We start from the raw sequence: 18,255 nt of genomic DNA, 5'->3' as shown, positions 1-18,255 counted from the left end.
ACACTGTCAGCCTTTGCGGCTTCCTCGTTGCGGCTTTTCCGTTGGTTCATCGGTCAGCAGTTCGCGCGCGGCCGCACCGCCGGCGTTCAACTGGGCGATGGATCGAGCGAGCCGCTGGGCGTTCTTCGACGAACTCAACAGATACAAGGTCTCCTGCATCGCATTGAAATCATCGAGCGAAACCATGACCACGTTTTCGCCGCTCTGCCGGGTGATCAGCATGGGCGTGTGGTCGCGGCAGACTTCGTCCATCGCTTGCTTGAAGCCGGCACGCGCCTCGCTGTAAGTAAGGACGTTCATTCGTTTTCGATTGGAGAGGCTACCCTCCGATCGCTCCTGTGAAAAGTTAGAGACGATTCCACCGCTAAACGGATTGACCGCGCCGCGGGGACTACCGCGTGAGCCGTTGACCCGAAGGGAAAACCCCCTCCCGGCGGCCACGGCCATTGTACAGATCACTGTACAGAACGGCAAACCCAAAAACAACGGAGAAATACGTCGTCCAACCCATGAGAGGATGCCCGCCGACAACCCCGCGCGCCACTCGGCCAAACGGCCAATGTCACTGAAGCGGCACCTCGCCGTTCGTCTCCCGGTTCACCGCCTGCCAAACGCTCATTTTTATATATAATATTTGAACTTATGAGCGATGCGACAGAGAGTCCCCCCTTGGACATTCCGACGCGCGGCCTGCTGCTACCGGCGGCGGCGCCCCGCGAGAGCACGTCCCGTGTCATCGCGGAGGCGCTGCGCGCGGCAATCGTCGACGGCACCCTGGCGCCCGGCGCGCCGCTGCGCCAGGACGCGATTGCGCGGCATTTCTCGGTCAGCGCGATTCCCGTGCGCGAGGCCTTGCGTCAGCTCGAAAGCGAAGGCTGGGCCAAGGCCGCGGTCCATAAGGGCGCGACGGTCGCGCCCTTGTCGGCGGATGAAGCGCGCGAAATCTACGAAATCCGTGCCGCGCTGGAGAGCCTCGCCATCGGCCTCGCGATTCCCAGGCACACCGCCGCCACGCTGCGCGAATGCGCCAGGCTGTGCCGCGCCGCCGAACGCGAGCCCGATCCGGCGCTGTACGTGGCGCGCAACGTCGCGTTTCATATGAGCCTGTATGCGCCCGCCGCGCGTTCGCAACTCGAGGAAATGATCGGCACGCTGCATCGGCGTGGCGAACGCTATCTGCGTCTGAAGTTCGGCTTGCCGTCGTACAAGGGCGAGTCCGACAATGAACACGCCGCCCTGCTCGACGCGGTGCGGCGCCGCGACATTCCCGCGGCCCAGGCGCTGGTCGTCGCGCATCTGCTCGGCACCGGCGACGTGCTGCATCGCTTCCTGACCGAACGCGCGCAGGCGGAAGCCGCGCATGCGAATCAACCCAAGCGGCGCGGCAGACGCGCGCGCACCACCACCGGGAGCTGACTCCGCCGATGAACCGTTCCGCCGAAGCCTCACCCCTCACCCGTTCATGGACCACGCGTCGCGACGAAAAGAACCGCCGCCTCGCGGCCATCGCGCCGTGGCTGGAAGACGGCTTGCTGCCGTCCCACCGCATCGTCGATGCGCTCGAAACGCTGATCCAGCCGGGCGACCGTGTCGCGCTCGAAGGCGACAACCAGAAGCAGGCCGACTTCCTGTCGCGCTCGCTCGCCCGGGTCGATCCACAAAAGATTCACGACGTGCATCTGCTGATTTCGAGCATCAGCCGTCCCGAGCATTTGACGCTGTTCGAGCGCGGCATCGCGCACAAGGTCGACTTTTCGTTCGCCGGGCCGCAGAGCTTGCGGGTCGCGCAATTGCTCGAGGACGGGCAACTGGAGATCGGCGCGATCTACACCTACGTGGAGTTGTACGCGCGCATGTTCGTCGATCTGACGCCGCACGTCGCGCTGCTGTGCGCGGAAAAGGCCGATCGTCATGGCAATCTGTACACCGGTCCGAACACCGAGGACACCCCCACCATCGCCGAAGCCGCCGCGTTCCGTCACGGCATCGTGATCGTGCAGGTCAACGAGATTGTCGATGAACTGCCGCGCGTCGACATTCCCGGTTCGTGGGTCGACGTGGTCGTGGAGGCGGACCGGCCGTTCGCCGTCGAGCCGTTGTTCACGCGCGATCCGCGCCATATCGGCGACCTGCAGGTGCTCACCGCGATGATGGTGATCCGCGGCATCTACGAACCGTACGGCGTGAGCTCGCTGAATCACGGCATCGGCTTCGACACGGCCGCGATCGAATTGCTGCTGCCGACTTACGGCGAGTCGCTCGGTCTGAAGGGCAAGATCTGCCGCAACTGGACGCTCAATCCGCACCCCACGATGATTCCCGCGATCGAGTCGGGCTGGGTCGACAGCATTCATTGCTTCGGCAGCGAGGTCGGCATGGAGGCGTATATCGAAGCGCGCCCCGATGTGTTCTTTACCGGCAACGACGGCAGCCTGCGCTCGAATCGCGTGCTGTGCCAACTGGCCGGGCAATACGGCGTCGATCTGTTCATCGGTTCGACCTTGCAGATCGACGCGGACGCGAATTCGTCGACCGTCACGCGTGGGCGTCTCGCCGGTTTCGGCGGCGCGCCGAACATGGGTCACGATCCGCGCGGCCGACGTCATTCGAGCGAAGCCTGGCTCAAGCTGCTGAAGGATCAAGGGCCGGTATCGCGCGGACAGAAGCTGGTCGTGCAGTTGGCGGAGACCTACAAGAAAGGCGGAGAGCCGACGTTCGTCGACGAACTCGATGCGATCGCGGTGGGTGCGAAAAACGGCATGCCGATCGCGCCCGTGATGATCTACGGCGACGATGTGAGCCATGTCGTCACCGAGGAAGGCATCGCGCATCTGCACAAGGCCGAAGGCATCGACGAGCGGCGCGCTGCGCTCGCCGCGGTGGCGGGCGTGACGCCGGTCGGATTGCGCGCGAAGCCTGAAAAGACGGCGGAGCTGCGCCGGCGCGGCATTGTCGCGTATCCGGAAGACCTCGGCATACGGCGCGGTGAAGCGAAGCGCTCGTTGCTGGCCGCGCGCAGCATCGACGATCTGGTGACGTGGTCGGGCGGCCTGTACGCGCCGCCGGCACGCTTCAGGAGCTGGTGAGGATGGCGCCCGCCGCCTTGCGCGCGCGTGCGGATCGGGCCTGTGCACACACCGCGTGTGTCGCGCAGAACGATTTACGCGCCGATGTCGCCGGTGCTGTTGATAGGCCGGCTCACATCCCCGCTCGTGCTGTCTCTCGGGCTGATGCCGCCCACGCCGCGCCGCTCGCGGCGGTGCCCGCCGACGCGCAGTTGTCGCGCTACGCCGTCACCGCGCTGATCGAGGAAGCGCAACTCACCCCCAAGCCCGCGCTGGTGGACCGGCGCGGCAGCGGCGCGCATCGCGATCTCGACCTCGCCACGATGCTGCGCTCGGCACACGCGCTCGAGCCGACCTTCGCGGCGCTGGCGCGCGCGGCGCGCCGCCGCGGCGAACCGTCGGCGCTGTTGCGTACCGAACTCGCGCAAATCGGCCGCGCCGGCGAGCACGACATGCTGCGCGCCACCGGCGGCAGCAACGCGCACCGCGGCGCGATCTGGATCGTCGGCTTGCTCGTCGCGGGCGCGTCGATGCCGGGCGGCGGCACGCAACGCCATGCTGCGCACGTATGCGGACGTGCCGCGCGGATCGCCTGCTTTCCGGATCGCTTCGCCGCGCCCTCGAACAGTCATGGCGAACGCGCACGTCAGCGTTATCAGGTCGGCGGCGCGCGCCGCGAAGCGCAAGACGGTTTTCCGCATGTCGTCGAAATCGGCCTGCCCGCGCTGGTCGCGGCACGCGCACGAGGCATCGCCGAGGATGCCGCGCGCCTCGACGCCCTGCTCGCGATCATGGTTTCGCTCGACGATACCTGCCTGCTGCATCGCGCGGGTTTGCCGGGCTTGCACGCCGGTCAACGCGGCGCGCGCCGCGTGCTCGCTGCCGGCGGAAGTTCGACGCACGCGGGCGCCGCCGCCCTTGCCGCACTCGAACACGACCTGCTGTCGCTCAATGCATCGCCTGGCGGCGCGGCCGATCTGCTCGCCGCCACCCTTTTTCTCGACATGCTGGCGCGACACGACGCCGGCGGGAGCCCAGTCACATGGAACATCTGACCTTCGACTATCCGGCGCAACGCGCCGTCACGACCCGCGCGCATGTCGGCGTGGTGGGTTCCGGCGATCTGGAAGTGCTGCTGTCGCCAGCCGGTAACGGCGCCGCGCTGAACGCGCATGTGGTCGTGCGCACCAGCGTCGACGGCTATGGCCACATCTGGAAAAGCGTGCTCGACCGCTTCTTCACGCGCTACGACGGCGCCGCGCACATCGAAATCAACGACTTCGGCGCAACGCCGGGCGTGGTGGCATTGCGCCTCGCGGAAGCCGTCGAGGCGGCCGAACAGGGAGACGCCGCATGACTACCGTTGCGACCGCGCATCCCGCGCCGATTCTGCGCGACAGTTTCATCGAACTGCCGGCGCGCGAGCGCGCCCGCTCGCTGCTCGACGCCGGCACCTTCCGCGAATTGCTCGGACCGTTCGACAAGATCGAGTCGCCGTGGCTGCCGCTGCAAGGCGTCGTCTGCCAGGCCGACGACGGCTGCGTGATCGCGCGCGGCAGCATCGACGGCGAACCCGCCGTGGTGGCCGCAATCGAATCGGCGTTCCAGGGCGGCAGCATCGGCGAAGTGTCGGGCAGCAAGATCGCCGCCGCGCTCGAAATGGCCCTGCGCGACTGCGAGCGCGGCAAGATCGTGCGCCCCGTCGTGCTGTTCGAGACCGGTGGCGTGCGGCTTCAGGAAGCCAATCTCGGGCTCGCGGTGATCGCCGAGATTCAGGCGGCGATCGTCGCGCTGCGCCGGCATGTGCCGGTGGTCGGCGTGATCGCGGGAATGGTGGGCTGCTTCGGCGGCATGTCGCTCGCGGCCGCGCTGTGCTCGTATCTCGTCGTGACGAAGCAAGCCCGGCTCGGCATGAACGGCCCCGAGGTGATCGAACAGGAAGCGGGCATCGAGGAACTCGACGCGAGCGACCGCCGCCGCGTGTGGCAATTGATCGGCGGCGAACAAAGGGCCGCGACCGCGCTGGCCGATCGGCTGGTCGACGACGATGCCGACGCTGTGAGCGCCGCCGTGCGCGCCGCGTTCGCGCAAGGCGTGCCGGCCGCGCATCGCAGCGAACAGGTCGACACGTTTCTGGACCGGCTCGCGCGGATCGATCCGGCCAGCGTCACGCCGCAAACGATGCGCGAGGTCTACCACCCGCATGTGCAAAACGACGCGCGCAAGGAGCAAGCATGAACGACACTCAACCGAGCCGCGGCGCGCGCTGGTTTCAGGCGCTCGCCGGCGAACCGTCCGGCAACGCGCCGGTATTGAACGCCGATGCGCCGCTCGGCGGCGAGACCGCGCGCTTCATCGCGGTCGTGCCCGATCCCGACAACCGTTTTCCGCGCGCGACCGATAACGTCGTCGGCCTGGAACAGGGCTGGCTGCTCGCGCGGGCCGTGCGTGAAGCGATGACGCGGGACGAAGCGAGCGGCACGCGCCGCCCGATCGTCGCGATCGTCGACGTGAAAAGCCAGGCATACGGCTATCGCGAGGAGATGCTCGGCATTCACCTCGCCTGCGCCGCCGCCGTCGATGCGTATGCGGCGGCGCGCGATGCGGGCCATCCGGTGATCGCGCTGATCGTCGGGCCGGCGATGTCGGGGGCGTTCCTCGCGCACGGCTACCAGGCCAACCGCATCGTCGCGCTCGACGCGCCCGGCACGATGGTTCACGCGATGGGCAAGGAAGCCGCCGCGCGCGTCACGCGCCGCACCGTCGAAGCGCTCGACGCGCTCGGCGAAACCATCGTGCCGATGTCGTACACCATGGCCTCGTTCGCCAAACTCGGGCTGCTCGATCAGTTGATCGAAGGCGTCGATGCGGATGCGCCGGATGCCGCGCAGATCGAGCGCGTGCGTGAGGTGTTGTCGGCGCAGATTCGCAGCGCGCGCGACGGCAGCCGTGACCTGTCGCATCGGCTCGAATCGGCGGCGGCGCGGCAGAACCGCGCGGCGTCGATCGAAGTGCGCCGGCGTCTCGCCGAACAATGGGATGCCACGTGATGCGAGTCTGCGCCGCCCCGCCGTTCGCAAACGGTCAAGCGTTGTCCCGCGATACGCGATGGCGGCCGCATGACCTGCTGCGCTTGCGGCGCCTGCAACAGTTCGATGGCGAACCGGCATGGGTGCGCGAGGCCTTCGCTCATGCGCCGTATGCGGTCGTGCGACGCGCGTTGGCCGCCGAGGGTGTAATCGCGATTGGCGTGCGCGGCGTGGGGCGTTCGCAGCGCTATGGCACATGGGCGTCGGCGGACGATATCGAACACGTCATATCGCCGGAAGCGTTGGCACACCGCAGCCCTGCTGGCGAGCGCGCCATGTTGCCAGCGTTCGCCGCGCTCGCCGCATTGCGGAGCGAGGCCGACGGGCCATTGTGCGGCTTCGTTTGGGGACCCACCGGCAGCGCCGGTTTCGAACTCGCGGCGCAAGTGCCTACTGTGTCCGAATCGAGCGATCTCGACTTGCTGATCCGCACGCCGTCGAAGCTCGCACACGAGGACGCGGTTCGATTGCTCGGCCATCTGCAAGCTTTGGCGCAGCGCGCCGGCATTCGCGTGGACGCGCAACTCGAAACGCCCGCGGGCGGGGTGGCGCTGGCCGAATGGGCAGCGGGCAAGGCGCAGGTGATGGCGCGCGACGCACGCGGCCCGCAACTCGTCGCCGATCCTTGGGCCGCTGTTCGCGGCGACGACGTCTGATGCTTGCATTGATCTTCCCCGGCCAGGGCGCGCAGACCGAAGGGTTCCTGCATCGTCTGCCCCAGCATCGCCTCGTGCGCGAAACGCTCGCGGAAGCCTCCGAGGTGATCGGCGCCGATGTGCTGACATTGGATACAGCGCACGCGCTGCGCTCGACCGTCGCCGTGCAGATCGGCTTGACGGTTGCGGGCGTGGCGATCACGCGTGCGCTGGCCGATGAACGGCTGATACCGGCGCTCAACGCGGGGCTGTCGGTGGGCGCGTATGCCGCGGCGGTCAGTTGCGGCGCTGTCCACTTCGACGATGCGCTAAGGATGGTTCGCAAGCGTGCCGAATTGATGGAAACCGCGTATCCGTCGGGATACGGTCTCGCGGCCGTATCGGGTTTGACGGAATACCAACTGGAAACGCTCGCCGCGCAGCACGCGAACGAGGCGCGACAGCGCGTCTATATCGGCAATGTGAATGCGCCGCGTCAGATCGTCGTGGCGGGCGCGAATGCCGCGCTGGATGCGTTTATCGAACGTGCGCTGGCAGCCGGTGCCCGCAAGGCCACCCGGCTCGCGGTGAGCGTGCCGTCGCATTGCGAATTGCTCGCGCATGCCACCGACGAACTGGTCGCCTACGCCCAGCATGTGCCTTTTTACACGCCGCACGGCACCTATGTCGGCAACCGCGGCGGCCGGCCCTTGTACACGGCGGACGCGATCCGCGACGATCTCGTCACGAACATGCGCTACACCGTGCGTTGGTTCGACGCGCTCGCGGCGATGCTGGAAATGGGCGCTCGCGTGCTGATCGAAGCGCCGCCCGGCCAGGTGTTGACGGACATTGCGCGCGACAACTTTCCGGATGCCGCCGCGCTGGCCGCGAGCGGCTTCCCGTTCGATCGGCTGGTGGCGACGGCGCGCCGGCGTCTGGAAGCGGATTGAGCGGTGAGCGGGCGGGCGCCGCAAGGCCCGCGTTCCCGAGCGGCGCTATAAAGCCTGTTCCGGCGCGCGTCCGATCGTTTGCGAATCCGCCGCCGCACCCGCATCGCTGCGCGCGCGCTCACGCCCCGGCGTCACCACCGCGCCGCTTCCGCCCGGACGCCCCACCGATTTCGCATGCCGCTCGATCAGCCGTTGCAACAGACAGAACGCGCAGAGCAAGGCGCCGATCACGATGCGCGTCCACCATGAACTGAGCGTGCCGTCGAACGTGATCAAGGTCTGGATCGTGCCGAGAATGCCGACCCCGAACAGCGACCCGAGCACATAGCCGACGCCGCCCGTCAGCAGCGTGCCGCCGATCACCGTCGCGGCGATCGCGTCGAGTTCCATGCCCTGCCCTTGCAAACCGTAACCGGACAGCACGTAGAAGGTGAAGACCGCGCCGCCGAGCGCCGAGCAGAAGCCGCTCAACGCATACACGCCGATCCGCGTGTGCGCGACCGGCAAGCCCATCAGCAGCGCCGAGCGCGCGTTGCCGCCGACCGCATACACGTTGCGGCCGAAGCGTGTGAAATGCGCGATATAAATCGCCGCAAGCAGCGTGATAAAGGCGATCAACACATTCGCGGTGACGGAACCGATACCGATGTCGAGGCGAAACGCCGAGATCGCGTGAAAGGTCGGATCGTTGATGGTGATCGACTGCGTCGTGATCAGAAAGCACAGGCCGCGCGCGAAGAACATGCCGGCCAGCGTGACGATGAACGCCTGCAGGCGGAAGAAGTGAATCAGCGCGCCCTGCACCGCGCCGAACACGGTGCCCATCAGCAGCACGGCCGGCACGATCAGCCAGACCGGCCAATGCATGTGTTCGGACAGCACCGCCTCGACAATCGTGGTTAGCGCGACGATCGAGCCGACCGAGAGGTCGATCCCGCCCGAGACGATCACGAACGTCATGCCGATCGCGACGATCAGCAGAAACGCGTTGTCGACCAGCAGATCGAGCAGCACTTGCCACGAGAAAAAGCCGGTGTACATCACCGAGCCGAAACCGAACAGCGCGCAGAACAGCAGGATCGTGACGGCGATCGGCAACGTGCGCGGATCGACGATACGGGCGCATGCTTCGAGGAGTCGTCTCATCGGGTCACCCCGCGCTGCGTGAAGAGCGACATGGCGATCGAGCGCGCCGCCGGCGACTGGATCACGCTCACCGTGAGCACGACGGCCGCCTTCACGACGAGCGTCGCTTCCGGCGGCACGCCGATCGAATAAGTGGTGTAGGTGAGCGTCTGGATGATCAGCGCGCCGAGCACCGTGCCCGCGAGACTGAAGCGGCCGCCGAGCAGCGACGTGCCGCCGAGCGTCACCGCGAGGATCGCGTCGAGTTCGAGCAGCAGGCCGGCATTATTGCCGTCGGCGCTGCGCACGTTCGAGCTGATGAGAATGCCCGCCATCGCGGCGGTCAATCCCGAGAAACCGTACACCGCGAAGACGAGCGCTTTCGAACGCAGCCCGACGAGGCGCGTCGCGACCGGATTCACGCCGATCGCTCGAATGAAGAGCCCGAGCGCGGTGCCTTCGACGAGCGCCGCGGTGGCGAGCACGGCCACCGTCGCGATCCACACGGAACACGGCACACCGAGCCAGTACCCGCCGCCCACGAACAGATAGCCGGGCGCGCCGATCGGAATGATCTGCCCCGCCGTCAGCAATTGCGCGATGCCGCGGCCGGCCACCATCAGGATCAACGTCGCGATGATCGGCTGCATGCCGACGAACGACACCAGCAAGCCGTTCCACATGCCGCTCAGTACGCCGACGATCAACGCCGCCACCAGGGCCTGCGCGATCAGTCCGCCGCTCGGCACGGGCTGCGTCGCGAGTATCGTCGCGGCGGCGGCGCCCGCGATCGCCACCACCGCGCCGACCGAAATGTCGATGCCGCGCGTGGCGATCACGAGCGTCATGCCGGTGGCGACGAGCACGAGCGGCGCGGCGCGATTCAGCACGTCGATCGGCGCGCCGAACAGATGGCCGTCGAGCATCCGCAGCGACAGAAAATGCGGGTTCACCCACAGGTTCAGGCCGCACAGCAACGCGAGCGTGACGCACGGCCAGATCAATGCGCGCTCGGCGCCGTCGCGCACGAACCAGTTCGATAGCTTCATTCGCCGCTCCCCGCGATGAGTCGGTAGATGTTGTCTTCGTTCGAAGCCTTGCCGGCCACTTCGGCGATCTTGCGGCGGTCGCGCAACACCGCCACGCGATGGCTGACCCGCACCACCTCGCTGATCTCGGACGAGATGAACAGAATGCTCAAGCCGTTCGCGCACAGCGCCAGCAGGCGGTCCATGATGTCGAACTTGGCCGCGACGTCGATGCCGCGCGTGGGTTCATCGAGAATCAGCAGCTTCGGATCGGTGGCGAGCCAGCGCGCAAGCAGTGCTTTTTGCTGGTTGCCGCCGGAGAGCAGCCCGATCGGCTGCTCGGCGTCCGAGGCCTTGATGCCGAGCCGCTCGATCCACAGATCGGCCAGTTCGCGCGCGCGTTGGCGGCTGATCTTGCGCCACCATCCGCGCCTTGCCTGCAAGGCCAGCAGGATGTTCTCGCGGATCGAGAGTTCGGCGACGATGCCTTCTTTCTTGCGATCTTCCGCGCAGTAGCCGATGCCGTGATGCACCGCGTCGCGCGGCGAACGCAAGCGCACCGGCCGGCCTTCGACGAGGATCGTGCCGCTGTCGGCGCGGTCGGCGCCGAACAGTAGCCGCGCGGTTTCGGTGCGGCCCGAGCCGAGCAATCCGGCGAGGCCGAGAATCTGCCCCGGCTGCACGTCGAGGTCGAGCGGCTGCATGGTGCCGCGCCGGCCCACGCCGCGCAATTCGACGAATGGCTGAACAGCTTCCTTGCCATGCTGATATTCGTGCGGATCGCGGCCTTCATGCGCGGCTTCACGCAGGCGCGCGCTCATGCGCTCGTGGCCGACCATCTTCGACACGAGTTGATCGGCCGGCAAATCGCGCGCGAGATATTCGCCTTCGCGCTCGCCGTTGCGCATCACCGTGATGCGATCGGAAATGGCATACGTCTGCTCGATGAAGTGCGTGACGAACAGAATCGCAATGCCGGATTTCTTGAGATGGCGAAGGATTTTGAACAACTGCGCGACTTCGCTGTCGTCGAGGCTCGAGGTCGGCTCGTCGAGGATCAACACGCGCGCATCGACCGACAGCGCTCGCGCGATCGCCACCATCTGCTGCACGGCGATCGGATAAGCGTCGAGCGAACGCGTGACGTCGAGCGATACGTCGAGACGCGCGAGCGCGGCCTGCGCGCGGCGCTTGATGTCGGGCCAGTCGATCGCGCCGAAGCGGCGCGGCTGCCGGCCCGCGAAAATGTTCTCCGCGACCGACAGGTTCGGGCACAGGTTCACTTCCTGATACAGCGTGCGCACGCCGGCCGCCTCGGCTTCCTGCGGCGAGGCGAACGCCACGGTCTCGCCGCCCAGGCGGATCGTGCCCGCATCAGGCGCAACCACGCCGGTCAGCACGTTGATCAGCGTGGACTTGCCGGCGCCGTTCTGGCCCATCAGCGTGTGGATTTCGCCGGGGAACAGGCGGAAATCGACCTGCTGTAGCGCCTTCACGCCAGGAAACGTCTTGCTGACGCCGGCGGTGGCAAGAATGGGCTCGTGTGCGTTCGCGGCGCCATCGGCAGTGGTTGCGATAGCGCCGAGGGCCGGCGGATTGGGTTCAGAAGCGCGATGCGTCATAGACCTCGCTCGATCGGCGGTGCGTTGGTGCGTTGCTTCGGTGGCTCTAGCGAAACTCGAAGGCACTCAGCGGACCCCGCGGAAAAGAGACCGCCCGCTGCCCAAGCAGACGGGCGGTCAGGCACCGCTGGAGAAACTGCTACACCTGTCCGTACTGCGCTTTCGTGTTGAGTTCGTGCGCCGCTTTTTGGTCAGCAAGCCTCGGTACTGTGCGTCAGTACTTGCGCGTCGGCAATGTCTGCGCCGCGACGCTCATCGGGAAGACGGTTTCTTCCGTGAGAATGCGCTTGGGCAGCGGCTTGCCGGCCACGACGTCCTTCACCGCCGACATCAACTGCGGCCCGAGCAGCGGACTGCATTCCACGTCGACGTTCATCTTGCCGGCGGCCATCGCCTGGAAGCCGCCCTTGGTCGCATCGAACGAGACGACGATCACGTCCTTGCCCGGATGCATGCCGGCCTCTTCCATTGCCTGGATCGCGCCGAGCGCCATATCGTCGTTATGCGCATAAACTACGTTTATTTTATTCCCATAGGTTTTTATAAACGCCTCCATGACCTGCTTGCCGCCGGCCAACGTGAAGTCGCCGCTTTGGGACGCGATGATCTTGAACTTGGGATCGCTCTTGATCACTTCGATCAGGCCGGCGTGCCGGTCGTTGGCGGGCGCGGAGCCAACCGTTCCCTGAAGTTCCGCGATATTGACCGTGTTCTTTTCGTTCTTGTAATGGTCCGCAAGCCACTTGCCGCCACGCCGCCCTTCTTCCAGAAAGTCGGAGCCGATCATCGTCACGTAAAGCGAGGTGTCTTTCACGTCGACGTTGCGGTCGGTCAGGATCACCGGAATCTTCGCGGCTTTAGCCTCGCGCAGCACCGGCTCCCAGCCCGATTCCACAACCGGCGAGAACGCGATGACGTCGACTTTCTGCGCGATGTAGGAGCGGATCGCCTTGATCTGGTTTTCCTGCTTTTGCTGGGCGTCGGAGAATTTGAGCTTGATTTTCGCTTCAGTGGCGGCGGATTTCACCGACTCGGTGTTCGCCGTGCGCCATGCGCTTTCGGCGCCGACCTGGGCGAAGCCGAGCGTGATCTGTTTGTCCTGCGCGTAGGCGCCCGGTGCTGCCAGCGTCAGCGCGCCCATGCCCGCGCACAATGCGAGCGCGCCCAACGCACGACATGCGGCGCGTCGTGTATTCGCCATGACTGTCTCCTGATCGTTGTTGTGTAGGCGACCCAGCGAAACCGCCAGCGCTTGCTGCTTTCACGGTGCGTGGATCGTGATGTAGCGTAGTGTGCGGCGCGTTAACCGTCCAATCATATGATTCGCGCCGACGATATCAATTCTGGTATAGCGGACGGTGTCGGTTGTCGCGTGGCCGTGTGTCGACCTCCGCGTCGAGGATGTCGGCGGCGCCTGGTCCGCGTTACGGCTGACGGGCTTTTTATGCGCTTACGTGCCGATGGCGCGCTGCCGGGCTGACCGGTTCACGGCGGTCTACCGCGTTGCCGCTCGCGGCGTGACCCAACGAAACGTCAGATTGATTCGTTCGCCCGTGACATCAGACTCCTTCGGCACCCGATGCCGCCATTCAGCCTGCGTGTCGCCTTTCATCACCAGCAAACTGCCGCCTTTGAGCGAAAACGACTTCGTCACGCCGGTTTCGTTGTGGCGCAAATCGAAGGTGCGCGCCACGCCGAGGCTCACCGACGCGATCACCGGCCGAACGCCGAGTTCAGGCTCGCGGTCCGCGTGCCAGCCCATGCTGTCGGCGCCGCTGCGGTAGCGGTTGATCAGCACGCTGTTGAAACGGGCGTTGCAGGCGGCTTCGGCGGCGGCCTTCAGTTCGGCGACGGTCGGCGTCCAGGGTTGCGGCACGTTGCGGATACCCGAGTACACGTAGACCGCGTCCGGCTCCCCTTGCCAGGCGGTCAAACGCGGCAGCGGCACGCGGCCGGCGGGCGTACCCATCATGTCCTGGCGCCATTCGACTTCGCCGACAAGCCGCGTCAAAGTCCGCTGCGCCGCCGCGGGCGTCAGCCAGTCGGGATACCAGTCGACGTCGGGCGCCGGCAGGCGATGATCATCAAAGAGATCCATCATGAGATTGGGCTGGATGCGGCCGCGCGCGATGCGTGCCGGGAGAAAACGTGTGGCTATTATGGCGGCAGCGATAGAGCGGCTCGCGGTGATCGTCGGGAAGGAGATGGCATGCCGACGCGTGCAGTTGGTTCGCCGGAAACAATAGGGCTATCGCGGAGACGACATTTCGCGATTCAACGCTGCGGTGCGACCCAATATTCTGGCCGCCCGTGCGCCCGGCATCCGGCGAAACTATTGCCGCGCAACGCGCGCTGTTCGTTCGACCAAACCGCACGTATCGTCTGATGGACCGCAACTCTCCACGCGGTCAGGTGAAGACGGCGACGTAAAACACCACTGCGCCGATCACGGCGCCGATAAAGCAGAAGCCCTCCTCGGTATCCTCGCCATTCGAACGCAACCACCCGCCGACCACCCCGAACAACCCTGCGATGCCGAGCGCGACGCACACCATCACGATGTAGAAGAGCGCGGTTTTGCCCAGTTCGGAAAAGTCGATGTTGCGCACGCCGACGTACAGGCTGACCGCCATCAGCGAGAAGACCACCAGCGGCAGCATCACATGGCTGCCCTCGTAGCCGACATGATGCGCGTGGTGCGCGGGCCGTAACTGATTGCCTGATCTGAGCAGTTTCATGATGCCCCCTGCCTCGCCTTTACCGGCGATAAAACGAACCGCGATCCGGCCGCGGCGGCCCTGATGCAAGCCGGTTCATTTTGAGAATAGTCTACGCACGGACACGATTCAAAGCCCATTTAATTATGGCTCCAAGCACCGCCGGGTGGGCCTTGCGTCGCGATATGTCGATGCTGCGATGCAGTAGCCGGGGCGGCCGCCCAAGGCGGGTTCCATAACTTGGCGAGCAAGTTTGGTGCCGCCCCGCGCGCAGTGGCACATGCCGGTAGAATGGTTCACCCCGTTCGCTAACGCGGCATCGCAGTCTCCGAGTCGCCCAAGGTTCAGTTCGTCTCGGACCCTTCCCGCCCTTATCTTCCCTATGCGCCGCTCATCGTTTCTTGTCCGCATCATCCTCATTGGCATCCTGCTGCATATTTATGTCGGCTTCCGTCTGATTCCAGACATGCCGATCGATACTGTCGGCCGAGGGCTTTGCGCGCTGTGGCTCGTGCTGTCGATCTTTCTGATTCCGCTCGGCATGCTGGCGCGCACCATCAAACGACAGCCGCTCGGCGACCGGCTCGCATGGGTCGGCCTGCTGGCGATGGGTTTTTTCTCGTCTTTGCTGGTGCTGACTTTTTTGCGCGACGTGGTTCTCGCGTCGCTGCTCACCATCGATGCAATCTGGCCGCGCGCCGTGGCGATGGGAAACTGGCGGACCGGTTCGGCGGCAGCGGTGCCTTTGGCTGCGCTGCTTTCGACGCTCGTCGGTCTCGTCAACGCGCGCCGGCGCGCCAGAGTGGTGACGATCGAAGTGCCGATCGACGATTTACCGCCCGCGCTGGACGGCTTCACGATTGTTCAGATCAGCGATATCCACGTCGGCCCGACCATCAAACGCCATTACGTGGACGCCATCGTCAATGCGGTGAACCGTCTCGAGCCCGATCTGATTGCCGTGACCGGCGATATCGTGGACGGCAGCGTGCCGCAATTGAGGAACCACACGCAGCCGCTCTCGCGGTTGAGCGCGCGTCACGGCGCTTTCCTCGTTACCGGCAACCACGAGTATTACGCCGGCGCAAATGCATGGATCGACGAATTCCGGCGCCTCGGATTGACCGTGCTGCTCAACGAACACGTGATCGTGGACCACGACGGCGCGCGCGCCGTGATTGCCGGCGTGACCGATTATTCGGCGGGTCATCATGACCCGTTGCATCGTAGCGACCCTGTCGCCGCGCTTGCCGGCGCGCCTGGCGACGTGCTGATCAAGGTGCTGCTCGCCCATCAGCCGCGCTCCGCTGAGGCGGCCGCGGCCGCCGGTTTCACGCTGCAGCTATCCGGCCACACGCACGGCGGTCAGTTCTTTCCGTGGAATTTCTTTGTGAGATTTCAGCAGCCGTTCACAGCCGGCCTCGCTCGCCTGAATGGACTGTGGGTGTACACGAGCCGTGGCACAGGGTATTGGGGACCGCCGAAGCGTCTCGGCGCGCCGTCTGAAATCACGCGCTTACGCCTTGTGCCTGGCGAGCCCGATTAAGGCATCCAAATAAAGCGAAACGCAGGCGCCGTCATGAAACGGCGCCTGCGTTGTATTGGACTGACTGCATGACAGGAGCGCGGACGTCGGCAATGACATCCGCTTCCAAGGCGCCAACGTGCGGCGCCCGTTAGCCTGCCTATTGCGCTGGCACGACGGCCACGCTGACTTGCGGCGCGAACGCTACCGACACCTGCATACCAGGAGTCACATTGGCGAGTGTTGCCGGCTCGCGGCCCTTGATATGAAACACGGCGTCATTCGGACCCTTCAGGGCCAGGATGCCCGACGCGTGGTCGACGGTCTGGATCTCGGCGGTGACGTTCCCGGCGGTGTTGGACTGAACGACCGGCGTAGCAGCACCTTGACCGGCACCACGGGTAACGCTGATCACGGCGTTGCGCACCATGCGGACGTGGACCTTGCCGCCCTGCTTGATCTGCGTAAGGTCGCGCGAGTCGGTGACATTGAACGAAGCCTGGCTGCCCCGAGCATCGCGCACGGTGACCGAATGTTTCGCCATGTCTACCGATGTCACGACGCCTTCCGCCTGCAGCGTGCTGCTGCCTTCGAACGGCGCGGGCAGACCTGCGGCAAACGACATGAGCGGAGCGGCAGCAATCAACGCGCCGGCGATGATGCGACGAGCTTGAACTTTCATACTTTCCTCAACTGGGGTAAACGGCTAAAACGGACGACGTCGAGCGAATCCTGGATCAAGACCTTCCGCACAATGCTCGAGCAAAGCCGCTAGAAGTGAAACGTGGATTGAGCGCTGCGAGAGTGCTAAAAGCGCGCGACGTATTTGGAAATGTGCGAACAGTGTGGTTTCCGGGATGAGGTCGGTCAATATTCGGAGTCCCCATTTACGCGGTGATAGTTCCAGATTTTCACTGGAAGTTTCCACAACAGGACATGAGTTCGCCAGCACTGTGTGCTTTATCCCGGCTTGACTTACCTTTGCAGAGCCGCCTAAAATTCGCCCACTTCATTTAGCCGGAATCACGATCTTGGACAGTAGCAGTACTACCAGTCGAGCTTCGATTCACCCGATCGCCTGATCGGCAAGATTTCCGCGTCAGCTCTCCTGCCTGTCGCCGTCTTGCCTCCGGGCTCGACGGTGCGCGTCGTCTCTTTACTTTTCACAGCCTTTTATCGCGCTTCTACGCGTGTGAAGCGCCGCATGGTTCGATGCCATCCGATTGCTCCGCGACGTTCAGCGCCGCCGCGAGCCCCGCTCGCGTTCTCGTCATGCCTGACCGCATCCGCGTTTCGTCGGCGATTCGCGCTGCTGTCATGCGCACGGTTCACACTGCGCGGATACGCGCCACAAGCTTTCTTACCGATGACAATTGAATTCGTCTTGCGGCTCCTTGCCGCCTTCGCCTGCGGCGTGGCAATCGGCCTCGAACGGCAGATGCGTCAGCGCAACGCCGGCCTGCGCACGATCACACTCGTCGCGAGCGGCGCGTGCCTGTTCGTCACCCTCGGCGTACTGACCGGCAACGGGACTACCGGCATCACCCAGATCGCCGCGTATGTCGTATCCGGCGTCGGCTTTCTCGGCGGCGGCGTGATCATGCGCGACAAGGGTTCCATTCAGGGCATCAATACCGCGGCGACCTTGTGGTGTTCGGCGGCGGTCGGCGTGTTATGCGGTGCGGGCCATTACGGCCCCGCGATCGCCGGCACCGCGGTCGTGCTGCTCACCAATACGGTGCTGCGTGAAGTGAGCCGCACTATCAACGCGGCGCCGGTTTCCAACGCGGACCTGATTCGCGAGTACGTGCTGACGATTGTCTGCCGGGAAACCGACGAGATTCACATTCGCACCGCCGTGTCGAACTCGATGTATTCGACGCCACTGTCGTTCCAGAGCCTGACCAGCGAGGACGTGGAAGGCGATACCGGACGTATCCGTGTCACGGCGACACTGAAGCTGCATCCCAAGGACCAACCGAAGCTAGAACAGATGGCAAGCCGCATCAGCATGGAAAAAAGCGTATCGAGCGTCAGTTGGACGGCCACAGAAGCGGAGCCGACGCCGGAGTGACGCGCCGTGAGCAAGTGCCGCTTATGCGGGCGCATCGTCTACACTTAGTCGCAATACATTCAGACAATGTTAATTTACCGTCCTGAATATGGACTGCCGCATGACCATCGACTAAGCTCTGTCACCGTGAATTTTTCACACTCAACCAAGGAGTCTCGATTATGGAACACGGCATCATTGCATGGCTCATCATCGGCGCGATCGCCGGCTGGCTGGCCGGCGTGCTCGTCAAGGGCGGCGGCTTCGGCTTGATCGTCGACATCATCGTCGGGATTGTCGGCGCGTTCATCGGCGGGTGGCTTGCCGGTGTGCTGCATATCTCGCTTGGCAGCGGCTGGATCGGCTCGATCATTACTGCTGTCATCGGCGCGGTCATTCTGCTGTTTCTTATCCGCCTCGTCCGCCGAGGTGGTTGAGGGTCG

General features: G+C 65.1%; 19 protein-coding genes. 11 read left to right on the top strand and 8 right to left on the bottom strand.

The features are described 5' to 3' along the window. Window positions 1-6 precede the first annotated feature (6 nt). Window positions 7-447, bottom strand: coding sequence for a type II toxin-antitoxin system Phd/YefM family antitoxin (locus tag ACOCG7_RS04620; RefSeq protein ID WP_421376988.1), 441 nt, complete (start codon window positions 445-447; stop codon window positions 7-9). A gap of 195 nt (window positions 448-642) precedes the next feature. On the opposite strand from ACOCG7_RS04620, the gene ACOCG7_RS04615 reads away from it, so the two are divergent. The 8 genes from ACOCG7_RS04615 to mdcH are packed head-to-tail and all read left to right on the top strand — an operon-like array spanning window position 643 to window position 7,742. Continuing rightward, on the top strand, window positions 643-1,416 hold the full coding sequence (locus tag ACOCG7_RS04615; protein WP_073431923.1) for a GntR family transcriptional regulator: 774 nt from the start codon (window positions 643-645) through the stop codon (window positions 1,414-1,416). Window positions 1,417-1,424: 8 nt separating this feature from the next. Then, complete coding sequence (mdcA, locus tag ACOCG7_RS04610) at window positions 1,425-3,086, top strand: malonate decarboxylase subunit alpha (RefSeq protein WP_421376986.1); 1,662 nt, start codon at window positions 1,425-1,427, stop codon at window positions 3,084-3,086. A 2-nt stretch (window positions 3,087-3,088) separates the two neighbouring features. After that, entirely contained in the window at window positions 3,089-4,120 is a 1,032-nt protein-coding gene (locus tag ACOCG7_RS04605) for a triphosphoribosyl-dephospho-CoA synthase (RefSeq protein WP_083086281.1), read from the top strand. Further along, a complete protein-coding gene (locus ACOCG7_RS04600; RefSeq protein ID WP_073431925.1) occupies window positions 4,108-4,422 on the top strand; it encodes a malonate decarboxylase subunit delta in 315 nt (104 codons plus the stop codon). Before ACOCG7_RS04605 ends, ACOCG7_RS04600 begins: the two co-directional genes overlap by 13 nt. Further along, window positions 4,419-5,303, top strand: coding sequence for a biotin-independent malonate decarboxylase subunit beta (locus ACOCG7_RS04595; protein WP_073431926.1), 885 nt, complete (start codon window positions 4,419-4,421; stop codon window positions 5,301-5,303). Before ACOCG7_RS04600 ends, ACOCG7_RS04595 begins: the two co-directional genes overlap by 4 nt. Next, window positions 5,300-6,115 (top strand): biotin-independent malonate decarboxylase subunit gamma, encoded by an 816-nt coding sequence (gene mdcE, locus ACOCG7_RS04590; RefSeq protein WP_073431927.1) that lies wholly within the window; start codon window positions 5,300-5,302, stop codon window positions 6,113-6,115. The genes ACOCG7_RS04595 and mdcE overlap by 4 nt, the downstream gene beginning before the upstream one ends. Next, the gene (locus ACOCG7_RS04585; protein ID WP_083086307.1) at window positions 6,115-6,810 is read left to right on the top strand and encodes a malonate decarboxylase holo-ACP synthase; all 696 of its coding nucleotides are present in this window, start codon (window positions 6,115-6,117) and stop codon (window positions 6,808-6,810) included. The genes mdcE and ACOCG7_RS04585 overlap by 1 nt, the downstream gene beginning before the upstream one ends. Then, a complete protein-coding gene (gene mdcH / locus ACOCG7_RS04580) occupies window positions 6,810-7,742 on the top strand; it encodes a malonate decarboxylase subunit epsilon (RefSeq protein ID WP_073431928.1) in 933 nt (310 codons plus the stop codon). Before ACOCG7_RS04585 ends, mdcH begins: the two co-directional genes overlap by 1 nt. A 45-nt stretch (window positions 7,743-7,787) precedes the next feature. Here the strand turns inward: mdcH and yjfF are convergent, their stop codons facing one another. The 6 genes from yjfF to ACOCG7_RS04550 form a co-directional block, all read right to left on the bottom strand. Beyond that, complete coding sequence (gene yjfF, locus ACOCG7_RS04575; protein ID WP_073431929.1) at window positions 7,788-8,888, bottom strand: galactofuranose ABC transporter, permease protein YjfF; 1,101 nt, start codon at window positions 8,886-8,888, stop codon at window positions 7,788-7,790. Further along, complete coding sequence (locus ACOCG7_RS04570) at window positions 8,885-9,916, bottom strand: ABC transporter permease (RefSeq protein WP_073431930.1); 1,032 nt, start codon at window positions 9,914-9,916, stop codon at window positions 8,885-8,887. The genes yjfF and ACOCG7_RS04570 overlap by 4 nt, the downstream gene beginning before the upstream one ends. Further along, window positions 9,913-11,517 carry a sugar ABC transporter ATP-binding protein gene (locus ACOCG7_RS04565; protein WP_073431931.1) on the bottom strand — a complete coding sequence of 535 codons (1,605 nt, stop codon included), beginning with the start codon at window positions 11,515-11,517 and terminating at the stop codon, window positions 9,913-9,915. The genes ACOCG7_RS04570 and ACOCG7_RS04565 overlap by 4 nt, the downstream gene beginning before the upstream one ends. A 214-nt stretch (window positions 11,518-11,731) precedes the next feature. Next, window positions 11,732-12,658, bottom strand: coding sequence for an ABC transporter substrate-binding protein (locus ACOCG7_RS04560; protein WP_227470935.1), 927 nt, complete (start codon window positions 12,656-12,658; stop codon window positions 11,732-11,734). 354 nt (window positions 12,659-13,012) lie between these two features. Then, entirely contained in the window at window positions 13,013-13,618 is a 606-nt protein-coding gene (locus ACOCG7_RS04555; protein WP_073431933.1) for an alpha-ketoglutarate-dependent dioxygenase AlkB family protein, read from the bottom strand. Window positions 13,619-13,925: 307 nt separating this feature from the next. Then, window positions 13,926-14,255, bottom strand: a complete 330-nt coding sequence (locus ACOCG7_RS04550) for a hypothetical protein (protein WP_073431945.1) — start codon at window positions 14,253-14,255, stop codon at window positions 13,926-13,928. A gap of 361 nt (window positions 14,256-14,616) precedes the next feature. Between ACOCG7_RS04550 and ACOCG7_RS04545 the strand changes: the two genes are divergently transcribed. Further along, window positions 14,617-15,780, top strand: coding sequence for a metallophosphoesterase (locus ACOCG7_RS04545; RefSeq protein ID WP_073431934.1), 1,164 nt, complete (start codon window positions 14,617-14,619; stop codon window positions 15,778-15,780). 139 nt (window positions 15,781-15,919) lie between these two features. On the opposite strand, the gene ACOCG7_RS04540 is transcribed toward ACOCG7_RS04545, so the two are convergent. Next, window positions 15,920-16,441 carry a hypothetical protein gene (locus ACOCG7_RS04540; protein ID WP_073431935.1) on the bottom strand — a complete coding sequence of 174 codons (522 nt, stop codon included), beginning with the start codon at window positions 16,439-16,441 and terminating at the stop codon, window positions 15,920-15,922. 684 nt (window positions 16,442-17,125) lie between these two features. On the opposite strand from ACOCG7_RS04540, the gene ACOCG7_RS04535 reads away from it, so the two are divergent. Further along, window positions 17,126-17,833 (top strand): MgtC/SapB family protein, encoded by a 708-nt coding sequence (locus ACOCG7_RS04535; protein WP_073431936.1) that lies wholly within the window; start codon window positions 17,126-17,128, stop codon window positions 17,831-17,833. Between the two features lie 161 nt (window positions 17,834-17,994). Further along, window positions 17,995-18,249, top strand: coding sequence for a GlsB/YeaQ/YmgE family stress response membrane protein (locus tag ACOCG7_RS04530; RefSeq protein WP_073431937.1), 255 nt, complete (start codon window positions 17,995-17,997; stop codon window positions 18,247-18,249). Window positions 18,250-18,255: the final 6 nt, after the last annotated feature.

This window comes from Paraburkholderia sp. DD10 (assembly GCF_049177125.1).
GTDB lineage: Bacteria > Pseudomonadota > Gammaproteobacteria > Burkholderiales > Burkholderiaceae > Paraburkholderia > Paraburkholderia terricola.
This window is presented reverse-complemented; position numbering and strand designations above follow the sequence as displayed.